This is a genomic window from Pseudomonas sp. Irchel 3H9 (genome assembly GCF_900187495.1).
In the GTDB taxonomy this organism is placed as follows: Bacteria; Pseudomonadota; Gammaproteobacteria; order Pseudomonadales; family Pseudomonadaceae; genus Aquipseudomonas; species Aquipseudomonas sivasensis.
On record NZ_FYDK01000003.1, the window covers coordinates 649,750 to 672,126 of the forward strand.

At 60.7% G+C, this 22,377-nt stretch carries 23 protein-coding genes; 13 read left to right on the forward strand and 10 right to left on the reverse strand.

What is annotated here, in order from left to right; all coding sequences use genetic code 11:
- The first annotated feature begins 35 nt into the window (after positions 1-35).
- Both CKW32_RS14725 and CKW32_RS14730 read left to right on the forward strand, forming a co-directional pair.
- Complete coding sequence (locus tag CKW32_RS14725) at positions 36-593, forward strand: DNA-3-methyladenine glycosylase I (protein WP_095185272.1); 558 nt, start codon at positions 36-38, stop codon at positions 591-593.
- A 40-nt stretch (positions 594-633) separates the two neighbouring features.
- The gene (locus tag CKW32_RS14730; protein WP_032885142.1) at positions 634-1,521 is read left to right on the forward strand and encodes a lysophospholipid acyltransferase; all 888 of its coding nucleotides are present in this window, start codon (positions 634-636) and stop codon (positions 1,519-1,521) included.
- A 77-nt stretch (positions 1,522-1,598) separates the two neighbouring features.
- Here CKW32_RS14730 and CKW32_RS14735 read toward each other — a convergent pair whose 3' ends face one another.
- The 5 genes from CKW32_RS14735 to def all read right to left on the reverse strand — a co-directional run bounded on the left by CKW32_RS14735 (position 1,599) and on the right by def (position 6,162).
- Complete coding sequence (locus CKW32_RS14735; protein WP_032885141.1) at positions 1,599-1,910, reverse strand: lipopolysaccharide assembly protein LapB; 312 nt, start codon at positions 1,908-1,910, stop codon at positions 1,599-1,601.
- Between the two features lie 18 nt (positions 1,911-1,928).
- Entirely contained in the window at positions 1,929-3,302 is a 1,374-nt protein-coding gene (trkA, locus tag CKW32_RS14740; protein ID WP_032885140.1) for a Trk system potassium transporter TrkA, read from the reverse strand.
- Between the two features lie 23 nt (positions 3,303-3,325).
- On the reverse strand, positions 3,326-4,636 hold the full coding sequence (gene rsmB, locus CKW32_RS14745) for a 16S rRNA (cytosine(967)-C(5))-methyltransferase RsmB (protein ID WP_032885139.1): 1,311 nt from the start codon (positions 4,634-4,636) through the stop codon (positions 3,326-3,328).
- Complete coding sequence (gene fmt / locus CKW32_RS14750; protein WP_095185273.1) at positions 4,633-5,586, reverse strand: methionyl-tRNA formyltransferase; 954 nt, start codon at positions 5,584-5,586, stop codon at positions 4,633-4,635. Before fmt ends, rsmB begins: the two co-directional genes overlap by 4 nt.
- Positions 5,587-5,655: 69 nt before the next feature.
- On the reverse strand, positions 5,656-6,162 hold the full coding sequence (gene def / locus CKW32_RS14755; protein WP_032885135.1) for a peptide deformylase: 507 nt from the start codon (positions 6,160-6,162) through the stop codon (positions 5,656-5,658).
- Between the two features lie 135 nt (positions 6,163-6,297).
- On the opposite strand from def, the gene CKW32_RS14760 reads away from it, so the two are divergent.
- From CKW32_RS14760 to CKW32_RS14770, 3 genes are all read left to right on the forward strand, one after another.
- Entirely contained in the window at positions 6,298-7,065 is a 768-nt protein-coding gene (locus tag CKW32_RS14760; protein ID WP_095185274.1) for a peptidoglycan-binding protein, read from the forward strand.
- A 63-nt stretch (positions 7,066-7,128) separates the two neighbouring features.
- The gene (gene dprA, locus CKW32_RS14765) at positions 7,129-8,232 is read left to right on the forward strand and encodes a DNA-processing protein DprA (RefSeq protein WP_095185275.1); all 1,104 of its coding nucleotides are present in this window, start codon (positions 7,129-7,131) and stop codon (positions 8,230-8,232) included.
- Positions 8,233-8,307: 75 nt separating this feature from the next.
- Positions 8,308-8,865, forward strand: coding sequence for an L-threonylcarbamoyladenylate synthase (locus tag CKW32_RS14770; RefSeq protein WP_032885130.1), 558 nt, complete (start codon positions 8,308-8,310; stop codon positions 8,863-8,865).
- Between the two features lie 80 nt (positions 8,866-8,945).
- Here CKW32_RS14770 and CKW32_RS14775 read toward each other — a convergent pair whose 3' ends face one another.
- Positions 8,946-9,923: a quinone oxidoreductase gene (locus tag CKW32_RS14775; protein ID WP_095185276.1), complete on the reverse strand. Its 978-nt coding sequence runs from the start codon at positions 9,921-9,923 to the stop codon at positions 8,946-8,948.
- A gap of 160 nt (positions 9,924-10,083) precedes the next feature.
- Between CKW32_RS14775 and hemF the strand changes: the two genes are divergently transcribed.
- Positions 10,084-11,016, forward strand: coding sequence for an oxygen-dependent coproporphyrinogen oxidase (hemF, locus tag CKW32_RS14780; protein ID WP_032885127.1), 933 nt, complete (start codon positions 10,084-10,086; stop codon positions 11,014-11,016).
- On the forward strand, positions 11,016-11,837 hold the full coding sequence (gene aroE / locus CKW32_RS14785) for a shikimate dehydrogenase (RefSeq protein ID WP_032885125.1): 822 nt from the start codon (positions 11,016-11,018) through the stop codon (positions 11,835-11,837). The genes hemF and aroE overlap by 1 nt, the downstream gene beginning before the upstream one ends.
- Here the strand turns inward: aroE and CKW32_RS14790 are convergent, their stop codons facing one another.
- The 3 genes from CKW32_RS14790 to betC form a co-directional block, all read right to left on the reverse strand.
- Complete coding sequence (locus tag CKW32_RS14790) at positions 11,838-13,406, reverse strand: SulP family inorganic anion transporter (RefSeq protein WP_095185277.1); 1,569 nt, start codon at positions 13,404-13,406, stop codon at positions 11,838-11,840.
- A 159-nt stretch (positions 13,407-13,565) separates the two neighbouring features.
- Positions 13,566-14,480: a choline ABC transporter substrate-binding protein gene (gene choX / locus CKW32_RS14795; protein WP_095185278.1), complete on the reverse strand. Its 915-nt coding sequence runs from the start codon at positions 14,478-14,480 to the stop codon at positions 13,566-13,568.
- Between the two features lie 16 nt (positions 14,481-14,496).
- Positions 14,497-16,011 carry a choline-sulfatase gene (gene betC / locus CKW32_RS14800; RefSeq protein ID WP_095185279.1) on the reverse strand — a complete coding sequence of 505 codons (1,515 nt, stop codon included), beginning with the start codon at positions 16,009-16,011 and terminating at the stop codon, positions 14,497-14,499.
- A gap of 103 nt (positions 16,012-16,114) precedes the next feature.
- Here betC and CKW32_RS14805 point away from each other — a divergent pair, with 103 nt between their 5' ends.
- The 6 genes from CKW32_RS14805 (at position 16,115) to CKW32_RS14830 (ending at position 21,882) form a co-directional block, all read left to right on the forward strand.
- Entirely contained in the window at positions 16,115-17,065 is a 951-nt protein-coding gene (locus CKW32_RS14805) for a LysR family transcriptional regulator (RefSeq protein WP_032885121.1), read from the forward strand.
- 31 nt (positions 17,066-17,096) lie between these two features.
- Entirely contained in the window at positions 17,097-17,423 is a 327-nt protein-coding gene (locus tag CKW32_RS14810) for a DOPA 4,5-dioxygenase family protein (RefSeq protein WP_032885120.1), read from the forward strand.
- Between the two features lie 177 nt (positions 17,424-17,600).
- Positions 17,601-18,566 (forward strand): 2-dehydro-3-deoxygalactonokinase, encoded by a 966-nt coding sequence (locus CKW32_RS14815; protein WP_032885118.1) that lies wholly within the window; start codon positions 17,601-17,603, stop codon positions 18,564-18,566.
- 1 nt (position 18,567) lies between these two features.
- Entirely contained in the window at positions 18,568-19,188 is a 621-nt protein-coding gene (locus CKW32_RS14820; protein WP_095185280.1) for a 2-dehydro-3-deoxy-6-phosphogalactonate aldolase, read from the forward strand.
- Positions 19,189-19,235: 47 nt separating this feature from the next.
- On the forward strand, positions 19,236-20,384 hold the full coding sequence (gene dgoD, locus CKW32_RS14825) for a galactonate dehydratase (RefSeq protein ID WP_003170741.1): 1,149 nt from the start codon (positions 19,236-19,238) through the stop codon (positions 20,382-20,384).
- A 187-nt stretch (positions 20,385-20,571) separates the two neighbouring features.
- On the forward strand, positions 20,572-21,882 hold the full coding sequence (locus CKW32_RS14830; protein ID WP_095185281.1) for an MFS transporter: 1,311 nt from the start codon (positions 20,572-20,574) through the stop codon (positions 21,880-21,882).
- Between the two features lie 48 nt (positions 21,883-21,930).
- Here the strand turns inward: CKW32_RS14830 and CKW32_RS14835 are convergent, their stop codons facing one another.
- Positions 21,931-22,371 carry an anti-virulence regulator CigR family protein gene (locus tag CKW32_RS14835; protein WP_032885113.1) on the reverse strand — a complete coding sequence of 147 codons (441 nt, stop codon included), beginning with the start codon at positions 22,369-22,371 and terminating at the stop codon, positions 21,931-21,933.
- Positions 22,372-22,377 lie beyond the last annotated feature (6 nt).

Genomic DNA, 22,377 nt, shown 5'->3' on the forward strand with positions numbered 1-22,377 from the left:
CCCGATTCGGCCGCGCCACCATCCCCTGGAGCCTTATGCCACGCTGCTTTTGGTGTTCTGAAGATCCGCTGTACATGGCTTATCACGATCAGGAGTGGGGAACGCCGCTACGCGATGCGCAGGGTTTGTTCGAGTTGCTTTTACTCGAAGGGTTCCAGGCGGGCCTTTCCTGGATCACCGTTTTACGCAAACGCGAGCATTATCGAAAGGTCTTGTTCGGTTTTGATCCGAAGCGGTTGGCGCAATTGAGCGATGACGAGATCGAAGCGCTGATGCTCGACCCAGGTATCGTGCGCAACCGCCTCAAGCTCAACGCCACCCGGCGCAACGCTGCGGCTTGGCTGGCGCTGGAGGACCCGGTGGGGTTGCTCTGGTCGTTTGTCGGCGGGGTTCCCAAGGTCAACCATTTCAAGGACCGCAGCGAAGTGCCGGCGATTACGCCGGAGGCTGAAGCCATGAGCAAAGCACTCAAGAAAGCCGGTTTCACCTTTGTTGGCCCGACCATCTGTTACGCGTTCATGCAGGCCTCTGGCATGGTCATGGACCACACTCAGGACTGCGACCGTTACGCGGACTTGGTCAACGCCGGTTAGAATGCGCGCTTTGCGCACCACACACGATCAGGAGTGACCTGTGGAAAAGTTTAAAGGCGCCTTGCTGGTAGGCGCTCTTCGGTTGTTTGCCCTGCTGCCATGGCGCGCAGTGCAAGCCGTGGGTTCGGCCATCGGCTGGATCATGTGGAAAACCCCCAACCGATCCCGCGAAACGGTGCGGATCAACCTCTCAAAATGCTTTCCGGACATGGACCCCGCCGCCCGGGAGCGCCTGGTCGGCCAAAGCCTGATGGACATCGGCAAGTCCCTGACTGAAAGCGCCTGCGCCTGGATCTGGCCGGCCCAGCGTTCCATCGACCTGGTGCGTGAAGTCGAAGGCCTGGAAGTGCTGCACGAAGCTCTGGCCTCGGGCAAAGGCGTAGTCGGCATCACCAGCCACCTGGGCAACTGGGAAGTGTTGAACCACTTTTACTGCAACCAGTGCAAACCGATCATTTTTTACCGCCCGCCCAAGCTCAAGGCAGTGGATGAGTTGCTGCGCAAGCAGCGCGTGCAGTTGGGCAACCGTGTGGCGGCTTCCACTAAGGAAGGCATCCTCAGTGTGATCAAGGAAGTGCGTAAAGGTGGCCAAGTGGGTATTCCCGCTGACCCGGAGCCGGCGGAATCGGCGGGGATCTTCGTGCCATTCTTTGCAACCCAGGCGCTCACCAGCAAGTTCGTGCCGAATATGCTCGCGGGCCATAAGGCGGTCGGTGTATTCCTGCATGCCCTGCGACTGCCGGATGGTTCGGGCTACAAAGTGATCCTGGAAGCTGCGCCGGAAGACATGTACAGCACCGACACCGCCACGTCTTGCGCCGCGATGAGCAAGGTCGTTGAGCGTTATGTCGGCGCCTACCCGAGCCAGTACATGTGGAGCATGAAGCGCTTCAAGAAACGCCCGCCGGGTGAAGAGCGGTGGTATTGACCCAAAGACAATACAAAACCAAATGTGGGAGGGGCGGTGCGACGATTCGACTTGCCCCTCCCACATTTTCGATCTGCTTAGCTTTGGCGGTCGAGTTTCTTCAGGAACACCGTCATCTCTTTTTCGGCCTGCTTGTCGCCATGGGCCTGGGCCGCTTCAACGCCCTTCTCCCACGCCTGTCGCGCTGCGGAGTTATCACCCTGGCCTAACTGTGCCTTGCCCAACAACTTCCACGCCGCCGAATACTTCGGATCGAACTCGACGCATTTCTGCAAATGCTCCGCCGCTTTGGCGTTGTCCTTCAAATCCAGATAACCCTTGCCCAAGCCGAAGCGCAGCAGCGAATTATCCACACCCTTGGCGAGCATTTTTTCCAGGGATTCGAGCATGTCGGTCACTCCGGTTGATCAGAAAAAGCTCAATCCCACGTGGAACAACTTCTCCACATCGCGGATATGTTTTTTATCCACCAGGAACAGGATCACGTGGTCACCCGTGGCGATCATCGTATCGTCGTGGGCAATGATCACCTCTTCGTCACGAATGATCGCGCCAATGGTTGTGCCCGGCGGCAGGCCTATATCGCGGATGGCTTTGCCGATCACTTTGCTCGACTTCGAATCCCCATGGGCGATCGCCTCAATGGCTTCCGCCGCGCCGCGCCGCAGGGAGTGCACGCTGACGATATCGCCACGGCGTACGTGGGCCAGCAAGGTGCCGATGGTCGCCAGTTGCGGGCTGATGGCGATGTCGATATCGCCGCCCTGGATCAGGTCGACATAGGCCGGGTTGTTGATGATCGTCATCACCTTCTTCGCCCCCAGCCGCTTGGCCAGCAGCGACGACATGATGTTGGCTTCGTCATCGTTGGTCAGGGCCAGGAAGATGTCGGCGTCGGCGATGTTCTCTTCCATCAACAGGTCGCGGTCCGAGGCGCTGCCTTGCAGGACGACGGTGCTGTCGAGGGTGTCGGACAAATGCCGGCAGCGCGCCGGATTCATCTCGATGATCTTCACTTGGTAGCGACTCTCGATGGCCTCGGCCAGCCGTTCGCCGATCTGGCCGCCACCGGCGATAACGATGCGCTTGTAGTTCTCGTCGAGCCGGCGCATTTCGCTCATGACGGCGCGAATATTCGCTTTGGCCGCGATGAAAAACACCTCGTCGTCGGCTTCGATCACTGTATCGCCCTGCGGCAGGATCGGCCGGTCACGCCGAAAAATCGCCGCTACGCGGGTTTCCACATTGGGCATGTGTTCACGCAGTTGGCGCAGTTGTTGGCCGACCAGTGGACCGCCGTAATAGGCCTTCACTGCGACCAATTGGGCTTTGCCACCGGCGAAGTCGATCACCTGCAAAGCGCCCGGGATTTCGATCAGGCGCTTGATGTAGTGGGTCACCACTTGCTCAGGACTGATGAGCACATCTACAGGAATGGCGTCGTTATCGAACAGGCCGGCGCGGGTCAGATAGGCGGCTTCGCGGACCCGGGCGATCTTGGTCGGGGTGTGGAACAGGGTATGGGCGACTTGGCAGGCGACCATATTGGTTTCGTCGCTGTTGGTCACGGCCACGAGCATGTCGGCATCGTCGGCCCCGGCCTGACGCAGCACCGTAGGAAACGATGCACGACCTTGTACGGTGCGGATATCCAGGCGGTCGCCCAAGTCGCGCAGTCGTTCGCTATCGGTGTCGACCACGGTAATGTCGTTGGCTTCACTGGCCAAATGTTCGGCCAGTGTGCCGCCGACCTGCCCTGCCCCAAGGATGATGATTTTCATCCGGTCACTCCCTCAATAACCATTCAGCCACGCGCGGCGGCGATCTTGATCAGTTTGGCGTAGTAGAAGCCATCGTGTCCGCCTTCTTGCGCGAGCAGTTGGCGACCGTGAGGCTGCTTGATACCGGCCGTCGTGGCGAGATCCAGCTCACGGGCGCCGCTGGTGCGAGCGAGGAAGGCTTCGATCACCTCAGTGTTTTCGGTGGGCAATGTCGAGCAGGTGGCGTAGAGCAGGATGCCGCCGACTTCGAGGGTCGGCCACATCGCGTCCAACAGTTCACCTTGCAGCGCGGCCAGGGCGGCGATGTCGTCGGGTTGGCGTGTGAGCTTGATGTCCGGGTGGCGGCGGATCACACCGGTCGCGGAGCAAGGCGCGTCCAGCAGAATGCGCTGGAACGGTTTGCCGTCCCACCATGCGGCGGTGTCACGGCCGTCGGCGGCGATCAGTTCGGCGCTCAGGCCCAGGCGTGCGAGGTTTTCCCTTACACGCACGAGGCGCTTGGCTTCCAGGTCAACAGCGACGACACCGGCCAAGCCTTTTTCGACTTCCAGGATGTGACATGTCTTACCGCCTGGTGCACAACAAGCGTCCAGCACGCGCTGGCCCGGTGCCAGATCGAGCAGGTCGGCGGCCAGTTGCGCGGCTTCGTCCTGCACACTGATCCAACCCTCGGCAAAGCCCGGCAGGCTGCGTACATCGGCGGCGGCCTCCAGCACGATGCCGTCGGTGCTGTACACGCACGGCGTCGCGTTGATGCCTGCGGCCGTCAGCAATTGCAGGTATGCGTCACGGCTGTGATGGCGACGGTTGACCCGCAGGATCATCGGCGGGTGCGCATTGTTCGCCGCGCAAATGGCTTCCCACTGCTCGGGCCAGAACGCCTTGAGGGATTTTTGCAGCCAGCGCGGGTGGGCGGTACGCACTACCGGGTCATGTTCCAGCTCCGCCAGCAGCGCCTCGCTTTCGCGTTGGGCACGGCGCAGCACAGCGTTGAGCAGGGCCTTGGCCCAAGGTTTTTTCAGCTTGTCGGCGCATCCGACGGTTTCACCGATGGCGGCGTGGGCCGGCACGCGGGTGTAGAGCAACTGATAAAGCCCTACCAGCAGCAGCGCCTCGACGTCAGCATCGGCCGCCTTGAAAGGCTTTTGCAGCAGCTTGGCCGCCAGCGCCGACAAACGAGGTTGCCAACGGGCGGTGCCAAAGGCCAGGTCCTGGGTGAAGCCGCGGTCACGGTCTTCGACTTTATCCAACTGCGTGGGCAGTGAACTGTTCAGCGAAGCCTTGCCGTTGAGTACGGCGGCGAGAGCCTTGGCGGCGGCCAGACGTGGGTTCATTGCGCGGCCACCCCAAGTACAGTGCCCAGGGAAAATTTCTCACGACGGCTGTTGAACAAGTCGCTGAAATTCAGCGCCTTGCCGCCGGGCAATTGCAGACGCGTCAGGCACAGCGCCTGTTCACCGCAGGCGACCAACAGGCCTTCCTTGCTGGCGCCGATTATCTCGCCGGGGGCGCCTTTGCCGTCCGCCAAATGGGCAGCCAACACTTTCAAGGCTTCGCCGTTGAGGGTGCTGTGGCAGACCGGCCACGGGTTGAAGGCACGCACCAGCCGTTCCAGCTCCACCGCCGGGCGGCTCCAGTCGATGCGTGCTTCGTCTTTGTTCAATTTGTGGGCGTAGGTGGCCAGGCTATCGTCTTGCACTTCGCCTTCCAGGGTGCCTTCGGCGAGGCCGGCGATGGCTTGGATGACGGCAGTTGGGCCCATTTCGGCCAGGCGGTCGTGCAGGCTGCCGCCAGTGTCTTCGGCGGTGATCGGCGTAACCACTTTGAGCAGCATCGGGCCGGTGTCCAAACCTGCCTCCATGCGCATCACGGTCACACCGCTTTGCGCATCACCGGCTTCCACCGCGCGCTGGATCGGCGCCGCACCGCGCCAGCGTGGCAGCAGCGACGCATGGCTGTTGATGCAACCCAGGCGCGGGATATCCAGCACCACTTGCGGCAGGATCAAGCCGTAAGCCACCACCACCAGTAGGTCAGGATTGAGCGCAGCCAGCTCGGCCTGGGCCTCGGCGTTGCGCAGGGTAGGCGGCTGCAGTACAGGAATGTTGTGCTCAAGCGCCAACTGCTTGACCGGGCTCGGCATCAGTTTTTGCCCGCGACCGGCCGGGCGATCCGGCTGGGTATACACCGCAATGACATCGTGAGGGCTGGCAAGCAGCGCCTTGAGGTGTTCGGCGGCGAATTCAGGGGTGCCGGCAAAAACAATGCGCAATGGCTCGGTCATGGGAAGTCTCGGTTAAAAACAGTCACAAAAGAAAAAGGCTTGCCGCAGCAAGCCTTTGGAAGGAGGGCATCAAGCTTGCTGGCGATGCTTTTTTTCCAGCTTCTTCTTGATCCTGTCGCGCTTGAGCGTGGACAGGTAATCGACAAATAGTTTGCCGTTGAGGTGGTCGCATTCGTGCTGGATGCACACTGCCAGCAGGCCTTCGGCAATCAGCTCGAACGGCTTACCGTCACGGTCCAGGGCTTTGATCTTCACGCGCAGCGGGCGCTCGACGTTCTCGTAGAACTCCGGCACCGACAGGCAGCCTTCCTGATATTCGCCCATCTCTTCGGTCAGTGGCTCGAACTCAGGGTTGATGTACACCATCGGCTCGCTACGGTCTTCCGACAGGTCCATGACCACGACGCGCTGATGCACGTTGACCTGGGTGGCGGCGAGGCCAATGCCCGGGGCTTCATACATTGTTTCAAACATGTCATCGACCAACTGACGAACCTTGTCGTCCACTACGGCCACCGGTTTGGCGATCGTGCGCAGGCGCGAGTCGGGGAATTCGAGGATGTTCAAAATAGCCATAAGCGTAATTGCTGCACATGTGAGGTAAAGGCAAATCGGCGGTGGGATGGACCCATACGGCCGGTGTGAAAGGTTCGAAAGCCGCGAAGGCTCTGGCATTTCACGCGAACGCACATAATAAAGGAGATTCACCCCATGAGGAAATCGCTACTCGTCTTGCTGCTATGGGCCCCGTTCGCCGCAGCCCTGCTTCCCCAACCTGGCTCGCGTCTGGATCAACCGACGCAACAGGCCATTCAGCGGTTTTTATTGCATAACCGTATTCTTGATACGCCTCAGGATCTGGACAATGCGCCTTACATTGTCGCGACCGACGGCGGGCGCGTGCTGGGGGCCAATGGCGAACGTGTGCACGCCAGAGGCGACTTGGATCCGGCCCAGCCAAGCTATGGGATCTTTCGCCGAGGCAAGGTCTACGCCGACCCCAAAACGCAGGAATTGCTGGGTATCAACGCCGATGACATCGGTACCGCGCGCTTTGTGATGGCGGGCGACCTCACCACCCTCGCTGTGCAACGGGTAACTCAGGAGGTACGCCCTGGCGACCGCCTGCTCCGCGCGCAATTGCCTACGGCGCTGGAGCCCGTAAAGTCAGCGCCTTTCATCGAAGGAAAAATCATCGATATCCCAAGGGGCGTCACCCAGATTGGCGTGCTGGACGCCGTCACCCTGAGTAAAGGCCGGCGCGACGGTCTGATGGAGGGTCAACTGCTGACCGTCATTAAAACCGGCGCCACCGTCCGCGACCCGCTCACCGGTGTTCCCACGAAGCTACCCGATGAGCGCGCCGGCACTCTGCTGGTGTTCCGCACCTACGAAAAACTCAGTTATGGCCTGGTTCTCAGCGCCTCACGCCCGTTGGCAGTCATGGATCGTTTCGAGACTGCTGCGCAAACGCAATAAATAGCCTGCTAAATAAGTTACCAACAGAGTTATCCACAGCTTTTTCCGGTCAAGGATGATCAGATGTTTCCGATAAACAGCAGTGAAATTTCCCCTTCAGAACTGGAGGCCCGACTACGCTTGCACAGGCTGCCAGAAGTAGGCCCGAAGCGTTTTAGGTTGTTGATCGAAGCGTTCGGCAGCGCTTCAAAGGCCATCAGCGCGCCTGCCAGTGCCTGGCGTGCACTGGGCTTGCCACCCATCAGCGCAGACGCTCGCCGCAGTCCCGAAATCCGAGATGGCGCCAGTGAGGCATTGGCGTGGTTGAGTCGTCCGGCCCAGCATTTGCTGATGTGGGACCAGCCTGAGTATCCGGCATTACTAGCCCAGATCGACGATGCGCCACCGCTGTTATTCGTCGCTGGCAACCCTTCAATCCTCGAAAAACCTCAACTGGCGATGGTCGGCAGCCGGCGCGCGTCGCGCCCTGGCATGGACACCGCTGCCGCTTTTTCCCGTAGTTTGGCCGGCGCCGGTTTTGTCATCACCCGTGGCCTCGCACTGGGTATCGATGGCGCGGCGCATCAGGCGGCATTGGATGTGGGTGGACACACCATCGGCGTGCTTGGCACCGGCCTGGAAAATGTTTATCCACAGCGCCATCGACGGCTCGCAGAGGCGATGATTGCCCAGGGCAGCGCAGTGATTTCCGAGTTCCCACTGGACGCTGGGCCTCAGGCGAGCAACTTTCCGCGGCGCAATCGAATCATCAGTGGTCTGTCGCTGGGCGTGCTGGTGGTGGAAGCCAGTGTGGCCAGTGGCTCGCTGATCACCGCGAAGCTGGCTGCCGAGCAAGGCCGGGAGGTGTATGCCATCCCGGGCTCCATCCATCACCCTGGAGCCAAAGGCTGTCATCAGTTGATCCGCGATGGTGCAATGCTGGTGGAAACCATTGAGCACATCCTCGAAGGCTTGCGGGGCTGGCAGGCCTTGTCGCGCCCGGCGCCGATGCCGGTGATCCATCCGCTGGTGGCGTTGCTGCACGCGGCGCCCCACACCAGCGAAGCCCTGGCGATTGCCAGCGGTCGGCCTTTGTCCCAAGTGTTGGCGACCCTCACGGAGCTGGAGCTTGAAGGCCAGGTGATTTGCGAAAGCGGTCGCTGGCTGGCGCGTGGTCAGCTTTTATAGCTGCCGGTTTTTTGGAACTAGGTTTTGTAAAGAAGATCGGTAAACTGCCCAGAGCTTTAGTCCGGAGAATGAGCAATGGTCAACAGGTGGCGTGTGTTGGAAACCGCACGAGAAATTCGCGCAGGCGCGGTGATTGCCTATCCAACCGAGGCGGTATGGGGCTTGGGCTGCGACCCGTGGAATGAAGAAGCAGTCGACCGTTTGCTCGCCATCAAGAATCGCTCGGTGGACAAGGGCCTGATCCTGGTGGCCGACAACATTCGTCAGTTTGATTTTCTCTTCGAAGATTTCCCCCAAGACTGGATCGACCGCATGGCCAGCACCTGGCCAGGGCCGAACACTTGGCTGGTGCCCCATCAGGACTTGCTGCCGGCATGGGTGACCGGTGTGCACGACACGGTCGCGCTTCGGGTCACTGACCATCCTCTGGTGCGGGATTTGTGTTCGCTGGTCGGGCCGTTGATTTCCACGTCGGCCAACCCTCAAGGCCGCCCGGCTGCGCGCTCGCGGATTCGCGTGGAGCAGTATTTCCGTGGTCAGGTCGACTTGGTACTGGGTGGCGCCCTCGGCGGGCGCAAGAATCCAAGCCTGATTCGCAATCTGGCAACCGGTGAGGTGGTGCGACCGTCGTAATACTGAGGTGTGGCTGATCGCCGGCAAGGCACCTCCTACAGAGGATTGCGTGCTATTGCCGGCGATAGCGTTCTTAAGCCTTACGGCAACAGGATGGTCGACCCGGTGGTGCGCCGCCCCGACAACTCCGTCTGTGCCTTCGCCGCGTCCGCCAGCGAATACCGCTGGTTGATATCAATGCGCACCTTGCCGCTCTGGATCATCGAAAACAGATCATCCGCCATCGCCTGCAAGTTCGCTGGGTTGTTGGCGTAGGTCGCCAGGGTCGGTCGTGTCACGTACAGCGAGCCCTTGGCCGAGAGTATCCCCAAGTTCACCCCATCCACCGCGCCCGAGGCATTGCCAAAGCTCACCACCAACCCACGGGGCGCCGCGCTGTCCAGGGAAGTCAGCCACGTATCCTTGCCGACACCGTCGTACACCACCGGGACCTTTTTGCCGTCGGTCAATTCCAGCACGCGCTGTGCGACGTTTTCCTTGCTGTAGTCGATGGTTTCCCAGGCACCGAGGGATTTGGCCAAAGCGGCTTTCTCTGGCGAACTCACGGTACCGATCAACTTCACGCCGAGCGCCTTGGCCCATTGGCAGGCCAGGGAGCCCACGCCACCGGCCGCAGCGTGGAACAGGATGGTCTCGCCGCCCTTCAGTTCATAGGTCTGGCGCAACAGGTACTGCACGGTCAGGCCCTTGAGCATGGCACCGGCGGCTTGTTCGAAGCTGATGTCGTCCGGCAGGTGCACCAGGTTAGCGGCGGGCAGTACGTGCAGTTCGCTGTACGCGCCCAGCGGGCCGCTGCCGTAGGCCACGCGCTCGCCGACCTTGAATTGGGTGACTTCGCTGCCAACCGCGTCAACTACGCCGGCGCCTTCTGCGCCCAGACCGGACGGCAAGGCCGGTGGTGCGTATAGGCCGCTGCGGAAATAGGTGTCGATGAAGTTCAGGCCAATGGCCTCGTTACGCACACGAACCTGCTGCGGGCCCGGCTCCGCCGGCGTGTAGTCCACATATTCAAGTACATCGGGGCCGCCATGGGCGCTGAACTGGATACGTTTGGCCATCTGCACTTCTCCTTGGGTCGAATTCGCGTAGCCCCCTATCGGACTCCTAAGCTTGATCTTCGTCAACTGCGACGGCATAGGGTGCAGTGGTATCCTGTGCGCCCATTTGCCGCCGACGCCCAATGGCCTCGCGTAGCTTTGCCCGATTCAAGGTGATGCCATGACTACCCGCACCGAGGCTGTAAAGGCCTACCTGCTTGACCTGCAAGACCGCATTTGCAGCGCCCTGGAAACCTTTGAGACGGACACTCGCTTTATCGAAGACGCCTGGACCCGGCCTGCCGGCGGTGGCGGTCGCACCCGTGTGATCGAAAACGGTTCGGTGATCGAAAAAGGCGGCGTTAACTTTTCTCACGTATTCGGCAGCGGCCTGCCACCATCCGCCAGCGCACACCGCCCAGAGCTGGCCGGTCGTGGCTTTGAAGCCCTCGGCGTGTCGCTGGTGATCCACCCGCACAACCCTCATGTGCCGACGTCCCACGCCAACGTGCGTTTTTTCATCGCTGAAAAAGAAGGCGAAGAGCCGGTGTGGTGGTTCGGTGGTGGCTTTGACCTCACTCCGTATTACGGCAACGAAGAAGACTGCATCCACTGGCACCGTGTGGCCGAGCAGGCCTGCGCACCTTTTGGCCCGGACGTGTACTCGCGCTACAAGGCCTGGTGTGACACCTACTTCCATATCAAGCATCGCAACGAACCCCGTGGTATCGGCGGCCTGTTTTTCGATGACTTGAACGAGTGGGACTTCGACACCTGCTTCGCCTTCATCCGCGCCATCGGCGATGCCTATATCGATGCTTATCTGCCGATCGTGCAGCGTCGCAAAGCCATGGCCTATACCGAGCAGCAGCGCCAGTTTCAGGAATTCCGTCGCGGCCGCTATGTTGAATTCAACCTGGTCTACGACCGTGGCACCCTGTTTGGTCTGCAATCGGGCGGGCGTACCGAATCGATCCTGATGTCGCTGCCGCCGCAAGTGCGCTGGAGCTATGACTGGAAGGCCGAGGCCGGCAGCGAAGAGGCGCGGCTCACTGATTACTTCCTGCAAGACCGCGACTGGCTTGGCGTTGTCGCGCCTAAGGCGGCGGTCTGATGGATCGTTATGTTGTCTTCGGCAACCCCATCGGTCACAGCAAGTCGCCGCTGATTCACCGCATGTTCGCCGAGCAGACCGGCGAACAATTGGACTACAGCACTTTGCTTGCGCCCTTGGAGGATTTCACCGGTTGTGCCCGTGAGTTTTTCCAGCAAGGCCGTGGCGCTAACGTCACCGTACCGTTCAAGGAAGACGCTTACCGTCTGGCCAATAGCCTCACCGAGCGCGCTCAACGCGCCGGTGCGGTGAACACCCTGAGCAAGTTGGCCGATGGCACGCTGCTGGGTGATAACACCGACGGCGCGGGCCTGGTGCGCGACCTGACGGTAAACGCCGGGTTGAGCCTGCAAGGCAAACGCATCCTGTTGCTGGGTGCCGGTGGCGCGGTACGCGGGGCGTTGGAACCGTTGCTGGCTGAGCGTCCTGCTTCATTGATCATCGCCAATCGCACTGTGGAAAAGGCTGAATTGCTCGCCGAGCTGTTCGACGACTTGGGCCCGGTGTCGGCCAGTGGTTTCGACTGGCTCCGTGAGCCGGTGGACGTAATCATCAATGCCACGTCTGCCAGCCTGTCAGGCGATTTACCGCCGATTGCCGGCAGCTTGATAGAACCGGGCAAGACCTTTTGCTACGACATGATGTATGCCAAGGAGCCGACCGCGTTTTGCCGTTGGGCGGCTGAGCAAGGTGCAGCTGTGGCAATGGATGGCCTGGGCATGCTGGTTGAACAGGCCGCTGAAGCGTTCTTTCTATGGCGCGGTGTGCGCCCGGATTCGGCGCCGGTGTTGGCTGAACTGCGCCGTCAGTTGGCGCAGTAATCAATCTTCAAACTGGATGGGGCAGTTATCGGCCCCTTCCAGTTTCTTCAGCTCTTCAACCACCTGCGGCCGTGCCCCGCGCAATGTCAGGCTACGCCCCAACCCCTTCAATCTCCGCGCCTCCTGGTGCAGCATCTCTACCCCGGAATAGTCGATAAAGTTGATCTGCTGCGCCTCGATCACCACCCGCTTGCCCTGCAAACTTTGCAGGCGCACTTGCAGGTAATGGCTGGCGCCAAAAAAGATCGAGCCGCCGACTCGCAATATATCTTCTTCACCGTCTCGCCATTGTTGAACCCGTGGCTGCGACGTGCGTTTGAGATAGAAAAACAGCGACGCCAGCACCCCCGCATAGATCGCCGTTTGCAGCTCCAGTAATAACGTGGCGACACAGGTCAGGCTCATCACCACAAACTCTGCACGGCTGACGCGAAACAGCGCGCGAATAGCACGATGATCCACCAAGCCCCAGCAAATCAGCAGGATGCTCGCCGCCATGCTCGGAATTGGAATACGCGCGATCAATGCCGCACCAAATAACGCAAACAGCGCCACCCATAACGCGGAAAACACCCCGGCCAACGGCGAGCAGGCGCCTGCCTCGTAGCTGAGGCCTGAGCGGGTAAAGGAACCGGCCGACAGATAGCCGGAGAAAAATCCGCCGACGATATTGGATAAACCCTGCGCGCGAACTTCCTGATTCGCGTCGAGCAACTGTTGCGAACGAGCCGACAGCGAGCGGGCAATCGACAGGCTGGTCACCAGTCCCAGCATGCCCACCGCCACGGCACTGGGCAGCAGGCGCAGGATCATGTCCAGGTCCAACGGTAACGGGCTGAACGGCGGCAGTTTGCCGATAAACGAACTGACCAACGCCACATGCCCGAACATCGACGGCCATAGCCACGTTGCCAGGCTACCCAGGGTCAGTGCGATCAGTAGCGTTGGCCAGCGAGGCACGAGGTATTTGAGCAAAGCACCCACCAGCAACGTCCCGATCCCCAGGACAAGGGACGCGTGGTCCCACTCGCCAGCATGGTGGATCAGCGCCAGCAGGCTATTGATTGCGGTGGCCTGGCTCGGCAAATCCAGCCCCAACAGGTTCGGCAACTGCCCCAGGGCAATCACCACGGCGGCGCCCAAGGTGAAACCCAACACCACCGAATGGGAGACAAAGTTCACCAGTGCGCCAAAGCGCAGCATGCCCAGCAGCCACTGGAATACGCCGGCGAGAAAGGTGAGCAACAGGATCAAGGTGATGTAGTCCTGCGACCCCGGCACGGCCAATGGGCTCACGCTGGCATAGAGCACGATGGAAATCGCCGCCGTGGGGCCACAGATCAGGTGCCAGGATGAACCCCACAGGCACGCGATCAGCACCGGGATGATGGCGGCGTACAGACCGTACTCCGGTGGAAGACCGGCGATCAGCGCGTAGGCAATCGATTGGGGCAGCGCGAGCACGGCGCCGCTGAGGCCGACCAGCGCGTCCCGGCCCACAGTGGCTCGGGTTTGACGCGGGAGCCAGCTGAGGAAGGGGAAGAGTGTATGGCGGTTGGGCCGGGGCATTTATAACTCGGCTGAAAAGGTTTGACTCAGGGTATCAGTACACACTGGTCCTTGTGGGAGGGGGCTTGCTCCCGATATAGGTGGACCCGTCTAAATCTCTCTGACTGGCACTCCGCTATCGGGAGCAAGCCCCCTCCCACATTGGAATAGCGCAAGGCCCTAGAGTTTGGCCTTTACTGCCGGCAACGCGTCCTTGCCATCCACGGTTTTCACCCCATCCAGCCACTTATCCAATACTGCCGGATTGGCCTTGATCCATGCCTTCGCCGCATCGGCGTTGCTGACCTTGTTGTTGGCCACTTCGGCCATGATGCTGTTCTCCATCTCCTGGGTGAAACTCAGGTTGGTCAGCAGTTTTCCTACGTTCGGGCAGGCTTGTGCATAACCTTTGCGGGTCAAGGTATAAACGCTGCCGGTGTCACCAAAATACTTTTCCCCACCTTTGAGGTAGTGCATTTTCAACTGCACGTTCATCGGGTGCGGGGTCCAACCGAGGAAGGTGACGAAGCGCTGTTTCTTCACCGCCCGCGACACTTCCGCGAGCATCGCTTGTTCGCTGGACTCGACCAGCTTCCATTGGCCCAGATCAAAGTCATTCTTCTTGATGATCTCCTGCAACGAGATATTCGCCGGCGCGCCGGAGCCGATGCCGTAGATCTTCTTGTCGAACTTGTCGGCAAATTTGTTCAGGTCGGCGAAGTCATGCACACCCGCGTCCCACACGTAGTCCGGCACGGCGAGGGTGAACTCGGTGCCGTCGAGGTTTTTCGCCAGTTGCACCACATCGCCATTGGCCACGAACTTGTCGTAAAAACCCTGCTGCGCGGGCATCCAGTTGCCGAGGAACACATCCACCTGGCCGTCTTTGAGCCCGCCAAAGGTAATCGGCACCGCCAGGGTGTCGACCTTGGGTTTGTAGCCCATGCTCGTCAGCAGAAAACCGGTGATGGCATTGGTGGCCGCGATATCGCTCCAGCCCGGATCGGCCATTTTTACGGTTTCACAGCTGGTGTCTGCATACACATTGGCGCTGCCCAGCACCAGCATGCCCACTATCACAGATAACTTTTGCATGGCCTTCCCTCTGTATTTATTGGTTTTGGCAGGGTTGTGGATAACGTGCCTTGCGCTCCAGGTCATCGAGGTCGATATGGTTGCGCATGTATTGCTGACTGGCGTCGACCAGTGGCTGGTGATCCCAGCTCTTCAGCTTGCCTTGGGTCAGCGCCTCAAACACCAGGCGTCGACGGCGTTGGCTGGCGAGCACCTGCTGGTGGATCGCCGGGATGTCCCATTTGGCCCGCGCTTCATTCAAAAACGCCTCGAACAGTGGCCGGTGTTCCGGTGACTGGCTGAGCTCTTTCCGCTCGTGCGGGTCGTTGTGCACATCGAACAGTAGACAAGGGTCGTCTTCGCTGTAGATGAATTTGTAGGCGCCACGGCGAATCATCATCAGCGGGCTGATGGTGCCTTCGGCCATGTATTCGCCGAACACTTCGTCGTGCCCGCCCTGCCCTTGCAAGTGCGGGATCAGCGAGCGGCCATCGAGTGGCAGGTGTGGGTCGAGTTGACCGCCGGCCAGTTCCACCAGGGTCGGCAGCAGGTCGGCGGTGGACACGGCGTTGGACACGCGGCCCGCCGCAAACTGCCCCGGAGCGCAGATCAGCAGCGGCACGCGGGCTGCCATTTCAAACCAGTGCATTTTGTACCAGAGGCCGCGCTCGCCGAGCATGTCGCCGTGGTCGCCGGAGAACACGATAACCGTGTCGTCGGCCAGGCCGGTGTCTTCCAGGGTTTGCAGCAGCTTGCCGACATTGCTGTCGATGTAACTGCAGGCGCCAAAGTAAGCCCGGCGCGCATCGCGGATCTTATCCACAGGCAGCGGCTTGTCCCACAGGTCATAGACCTTGAGCAGGCGCTGGGAATGCGGGTCGAGATCACTTTGCGCGGGCGTTGCAGGCAAAGGAATGTCGTTGTCGTCGTACAGATCCCAGAACGGCTTGGGAATGGTGTACGGGTCGTGGGGATGGGTCATGGATACGGTCAGGCAGAACGGCTGGTCGCCGTCCTCACGAATATGGTCGAACAGGTACTGCTGGGCCTTGAACACCACCTCTTCGTCAAAATCCAGCTGATTGGTGCGCACGCAAGGACCGGCTTGCAGCACCGAGGACATGTTGTGGTACCAGCTGGGGCGCACGTCCGGCTCGTCCCAGTTCACTGCCCAGCCGTAGTCGGCGGGGTAGATGTCGCTGGTCAGGCGTTCCTCGTAGCCGTGCAGTTGGTCGGGGCCGCAGAAATGCATCTTGCCCGACAGCGCAGTGCGGTAACCGAGACGACGCAGGTAGTGAGCGTAGGTCGGTACATCGGCGGGGAAATCAGCCGCGTTGTCGTAGGCGCCAATCTTGCTCGGCAATTGGCCGCTGACCAAGGTAAAGCGCGAGGGTGCGCACAGCGGGCTGTTGCAATAGGCGGCGTCGAACACCACGCCTTGCTCGGCGAGGCGGCTCAGATTGGGCAGCTTGATCGGGGAGGAACCGTAGAACGGCAGCATCGGCGCGGCCATTTGATCGGCCATGATGAAAAGAATGTTCTTGCGCTTCATGGGTTCTCGGCATTCCATAGGCGGTGTTTATGCGATTGAGCATGCGGCCCATGGAAAATGGGGTAAAGCCCATGAAAAGCAATGTCTAGGATAAGCACAGCTTATGTATGAATCCCTTGGTGACCTGTCCCTCGACCTGCTGCGCGCGTTTGAAGCGGCGGCACGTCATCGCAGCTTTACCGCCGCCGCGATGGAGCTGGGCACCACTCAACCAGCGATCAGCCAGCAGATCAAGCGCCTGGAAGAACAGTTGGCGGTCCGCCTGTTTGATCGCATCTACCGCGGCATCGAACTGACGGACGCCGGCGCCTTGCTGTTCGAGCATGTGCAAGGTGGCCTGCAAACCATTAATCAGGGCCTCAGCGCCATCACCCAGCAGGATCAGCACGAAGTCCTGCAAGTGGCCACCGACTTCGCCTTCGCGGCCTACTGGCTGATGCCGCGCCTGCACCGTTTCCATCAGGCCAACCCTCAGGTCGATGTGAGCTTGGTGACCAGCGAGCGTAATCACGCGACCCTGCGCAGCGACATTGACGTGGCCGTGCTGTTTGGCGACGGCCGCTTCAAGCAGGGCGACAGCCTTTGGCTGTTCAATGAGGAAGTGTTCCCGGTGTGCAGCCCGCAGTGGCTCAAGGACCAATCCGCGCCGCTGACGTTACAGAATCTGCACGATGTGCCTTTGCTGCACTTGCGCCAGGAAAACAACAGCCAGTGGTTCGACTGGAGTGGCGTATTCCGCGAGCTGGGCATCAGCGCTGCGCCCACCCCCGGCCAGCTTCGCTTCGACAACTACACCTTGCTGATCCAGGCAGCGATTGCCGGCCAAGGGGTGGCGATCGGCTGGCGCCATTTGGTGGATAACCTGCTGGAACAGAACTGGTTGTGCCGACCGATCGGCAATACGGTGATTTCGCGCTTTGGCTATTACGTGGTGCAGCCCCAGCGCAAGCGGCGTGGACAGTTGGTCGAACGTTTCGTCGACTGGTTGCAGGCAGAACAGGCCAGCAGCGCGCAGTCCCTGACCGGACTGGCCCTGCCGTCGATTGCGGTCTAGGATTTGCCGCACATTGGATCCGGAGTCCGTCATGCAACGTATCAAGGGCTATCACGCCCATATCTACTTCGACGCAAGCACCATTGAGCAGGCGCGCACCCTGTGCGAAGACGCCGCCAAACTCTTCCCACTGCGTATGGGACGTGTGCACGAAAAACCCGTAGGCCCACACCCGGACTGGAGCTGCCAGTTGGCGTTCGACCCCGAATACATCGGCGTGGTGCTGCCGTGGCTGGTGATCCATCGCAACGGTTTGGTGGTGTTCCTGCACCCTGATACCGGTGATGACTTGAAGGATCACACCGACTACGCGATCTGGATGGGTGCGATGCGCGAGCTGGACCTGTCGGTTTTTTAACCTCTCTTTATCAGATGAAACCCGTTCCTTCCCGCAGTAAAAGGCGAGGAAGTTGTAGGATTTATCTTGTTTCGTCTCACTATATGGGACTGTTATTTATATATTGAGATATATCCGGCCATAGGTTTATATTCGCCCATCTGCTTTTTTCAGCACCCACTCATTTCAGGTGAAGCGATGCAGGCGCAATTGATCGCGCTCGATTGGGGGACCAGCTCCCTTCGTGCTTATAAACTCGGCCCCGCGGGCGTAGTGCTGGAACAGCGCTCGCTGGCGTCGGGCATCATGCATTTGCCCAGCGAGCCCCGGGACATTGCCGGTGTGCGCTGCAGCGATGGCTTCGAGTTGGCGTTCGATACGGCGTGCGGCGATTGGCTCGACGCCCAACCCAATCTTGCGGTGATTGCCTGCGGTATGGTCGGCAGCGCCCAAGGCTGGAGCGAAGCGGCGTATCGCAGCACGCCGGTCGACGTCGCCAGCCTGGGCAAGGCGTTGCACACGGTACGCAGCCTGCGCGGTGTCGATGTGCATATCGTGCCCGGCGTGATCGAGCAGGTCGGCTTGCCCAACGTGATGCGCGGCGAAGAAACCCAGGTGCTGGGTGTGCTGCAAAGCCTGTCGGTCGCTGGTGAATTGCTGATCGGCCTGCCCGGCAGTCATTCCAAATGGGTCGAGGTGGTGGAAGGTTGCATCACCCACTTCGATACCTTCATGACCGGTGAACTGTTCGCGGTGCTGAGCAAGCACAGCCTCTTGGGGCGTACGCAAAAGGTATCCGAGCAGTTCCAGGCCGAGGCTTTCGACCGCGGCGTTCAAGTGGCGCTGTCAAAAGATGGCCAGCGCGGCGTGCTGTCGACCTTGTTCAGTGCGCGCACCCTGGGCCTGACCGCCGAACTCACCCCTGAGCAGCAGCCCGATTACTTATCCGGCCTGCTGATCGGTCATGAACTGGCCGGCTTGCCAGCCAGTGCACGGCACATCCCCATCATCCTGGTAGGCGCCGGCCCGCTGTGCGTGCGCTACCAACGCGCCCTCGCCCTCTGCGGTTTCGCCCACGTCAGCCTGGCGCAGGAAGCGACCGAGCGCGGCCTGTGGCAACTGGCAGTGGCCGCCGGGCTCACTCAACCTGCAACGGAGGCCTGACATGCTCAAGCAAGCACTCGCACAAAACGGTTTGATCGCGATCCTGCGCGGCCTGCGCCCTGACGAGGCCCAGGCGGTCGGCCAGGTGCTGTACGACGCCGGTTTTCGTGTGATCGAAGTCCCGCTGAATTCGCCGGACCCTTACACCAGCATCCGCACCCTGCGCGACAGCCTGCCCGCCGATTGCCTGATCGGTGCCGGGACGGTGTTGACGCCGGAGCAGGTCGAGCAGGTCAAAGCCGCTGGCGGCCAGGTGATCGTTATGCCCCACAGCGATGCCAAGGTCTTGCGCGCCGCGAAAGCCGCAGGCCTGTACCTGTCGCCGGGTGTGGCTACGCCCACCGAAGCGTTCGCCGCACTGGCCGAAGGCGCCGATGTGTTGAAGCTGTTCCCGGCCGAGCAAATGGGCCCGGCGGTGATCAAGGCGTGGCTTGCAGTATTGCCAGCCGGCACGCTGTTGCTGCCGGTGGGCGGCATCACCCCGGACAACATGCAGGTGTTTACCGATGCCGGCGCCAAAGGGTTCGGGCTGGGTTCCGGGTTGTTCAAACCGGGTATGACAGTGGATCAGGTAGCGAGCCGCGCCCAAGCGTATGTCGCCGCATGGAAAGCCCTGAGCTGATATCAAGTTCCGCGCCCCTGGCGCTGCATCTATAAGAGAGATAACAGATGAAAATCACCAAACTGACGACCTTTATCGTCCCGCCGCGCTGGTGCTTCCTCAAGGTTGAAACCGACCAGGGCGTGACCGGTTGGGGTGAGCCCGTAGTCGAAGGCCGCGCTCACACTGTGGCCGCTGCCGTCGAGGAACTGTCCGACTACCTGATCGGCAAAGACCCACGCAATATCGAAGACATCTGGACCGTGCTCTACCGCGGCGGCTTCTACCGTGGCGGCGCTGTTCACATGAGCGCCCTCGCGGGTATCGACCAGGCGCTGTGGGACATCAAGGGCAAGGCCCTCGGTGTGTCCGTCAGCGACCTGTTGGGTGGCCAGGTGCGCGACAAGATTCGCGTGTACTCGTGGATCGGCGGCGACCGCCCGGCCGACACCGCCCGCGCTGCCAAAGAGGCCGTGGCTCGCGGTTTTACCGCCGTGAAAATGAATGGCACCGAAGAATTGCAATTCGTCGACAGCTTCGAAAAAGTCGACCTGGCCCTGGCCAACGTGGCTGCCGTGCGTGATGCGGTCGGCCCTAACGTGGGCATCGGCGTCGACTTCCATGGCCGGGTGCACAAGCCCATGGCCAAGGTGCTGATGAAAGAGCTGGACCCGTACAAGCTGATGTTTATCGAAGAGCCGGTGCTCAGCGAAAACTACGAAGCGCTCAAGGAACTGGCACCGCTGACCAGCACGCCGATTGCCCTGGGCGAGCGCCTGTTCTCGCGTTGGGACTTCAAGCGCGTGCTCAGTGAAGGCTACGTCGACATCATCCAGCCGGATGCCTCCCACGCTGGCGGCATCACCGAAACCCGCAAGATCGCCAACATGGCCGAAGCCTACGACGTGGCCCTGGCCCTGCACTGCCCGCTGGGCCCGATCGCCCTGGCGGCGTGCCTGCAACTGGATGCGGTTTGCTACAACGCGTTTATCCAGGAGCAAAGCCTGGGCATTCACTACAACGAGAGCAATGACCTGCTCGACTATGTGCGTGATCCGGGCGTGTTCGACTATGACCAGGGTTTCGTGAAGATCCCTAACGGGCCGGGCCTGGGCATTGAGATCAACGAGGAATACGTGATCGAACGCGCGGCCATCGGCCATCGCTGGCGCAACCCGATCTGGCGTCATGCTGATGGCAGCTTTGCCGAGTGGTAATAGCCTCTGACTGAATCAATGCGGTCAAAAAATGTGGGAGGGGGCTTGCCCCCGATAGTGGTGTGTCAGCTAGTACATCCATAGCAGGCAGACTGCAATCGGGGGCAAGCCCCCTCCCACAGGTTGATCCGATTTCTTCAGTCAGCTCAGTTTCAGTCCTCAACAAACATAAGAAGAGGCAACCCCCATGCACCCTGAATCCTTCACCGGGCAGGCTTCTTTAGTCACGCCTACCAGAAAGCGCTTCTTCATCATGGTGCTGTTGTTTATCACCGTGGTGATCAACTACCTCGACCGCAGCAACCTGTCGATTGCCGCCCCGGCGTTGACCAGCGAGCTGGGCATCGACCCGGTACATGTCGGGCTGATTTTCTCGGCGTTCGGCTGGACCTATGCCGCCATGCAGATCCCCGGCGGTTGGCTGGTGGATCGAGTGCCGCCGCGTATCCTCTACACCGTCGCCTTGCTGTTATGGTCCATCGCCACGGTGATGCTCGGCTTCGCTGCCAGCTTCATCGCGCTGTTTGTATTGCGCATGGCCGTTGGCGCGCTCGAAGCCCCGGCCTACCCGATCAACAGCCGCGTGGTCACCACTTGGTTTCCTGAGCGTGAGCGCGCGACGGCGATCGGTTTCTACACCTCCGGGCAATTCGTCGGGTTGGCGTTCCTCACGCCGGTACTGGCTTGGCTTCAACACTATTACGGCTGGCACATGGTGTTTGTCGTGACCGGTGGTGTCGGTATTTTGTGGGCGGGGATCTGGTACGCCGTGTACCGCGAGCCGAAGGACTTCAAAGGCGCCAACGACGCTGAAATCCAACTGATCCGTGATGGCGGCGGCCTCGTGGATATGCAGGAAAAAGCCACCAAGGCACCATTCAGCTGGGTCGACCTGGGCATCGTGCTGAGCAAGCGCAAGCTCTGGGGCATCTACCTGGGCCAGTTTTGCCTGAACTCAACGCTGTGGTTTTTCCTGACGTGGTTCCCAACCTACCTGGTGAAATATCGCGGCATGGACTTCATCAAGTCCGGCCTGCTGGCGTCGCTGCCGTTCCTGGCCGCGTTTGTGGGTGTGCTGTGTTCGGGGATTTTTTCCGACTGGCTGATTCGCCGAGGCGCTTCGGTGGGTTTTGCGCGTAAGTTGCCGATCATTGGCGGGCTGTTGATTTCCACGGCGATCATCGGCGCCAACTACGTGGACTCAACGGCGTGGGTGATTGCGTTCCTGGCGGTGGCGTTCTTTGGTAACGGCCTGGCGTCGATTACCTGGTCGCTGGTATCGACCCTCGCGCCTGCGCGTTTGCTGGGTCTGACCGGCGGCGTATTCAATTTCATCGGCAACCTGTCGGCGATTGCCACGCCCATCGTGATTGGCTTTTTGGCCAGCGGCGATTCGTTTGCGCCGGCGATTACCTATATTGCGGTGCTGGCGTTGCTTGGGGCGCTTTCTTACATATTGCTTGTAGGCAAAGTCGAACGTATTGAGCTGAATGAATAACCTGTGGCGAGCGGGCTTGCTCTGGCAAGCCCGCTCGCCAGTAAGACCTTAGTTCAGAACACCATCAAGAATTTCGTAAACGATGCCGGTGCCCACCGCGATCAACACCACATCCGGCCCCGAACGGCGCCATTCGTAACCCGGGTAAACCGGCAGGCGCGCCAGGGCGCGGTTGTCCAGGCGTTCGCCGTAGTAACCGCGCGGTAGCGGCTGGCCGCGTACCAGGCGCACATTCGGCGGCGGCGGCGCGCCACGGGAGAACTGGCCGTGGTTATCGTGGATGATCTGGCGCACCGGGCCGAAGTCCTGAGGTGGGCCGCCGCGACGGTTGGCCTGCGGACCGCGATGGTCGTCGCCACGTTGCTCGTGCTGGCCCTGCGGGCCGCCACGGTCATCACCTCGCTGGTCAGGCGGTGCGGCTTGCACCAGGGCGCTGGCGCCAAGCACCAGTACACCTAGACCTGCAATCACGGATTTGGGCATTTTCATCGGGTA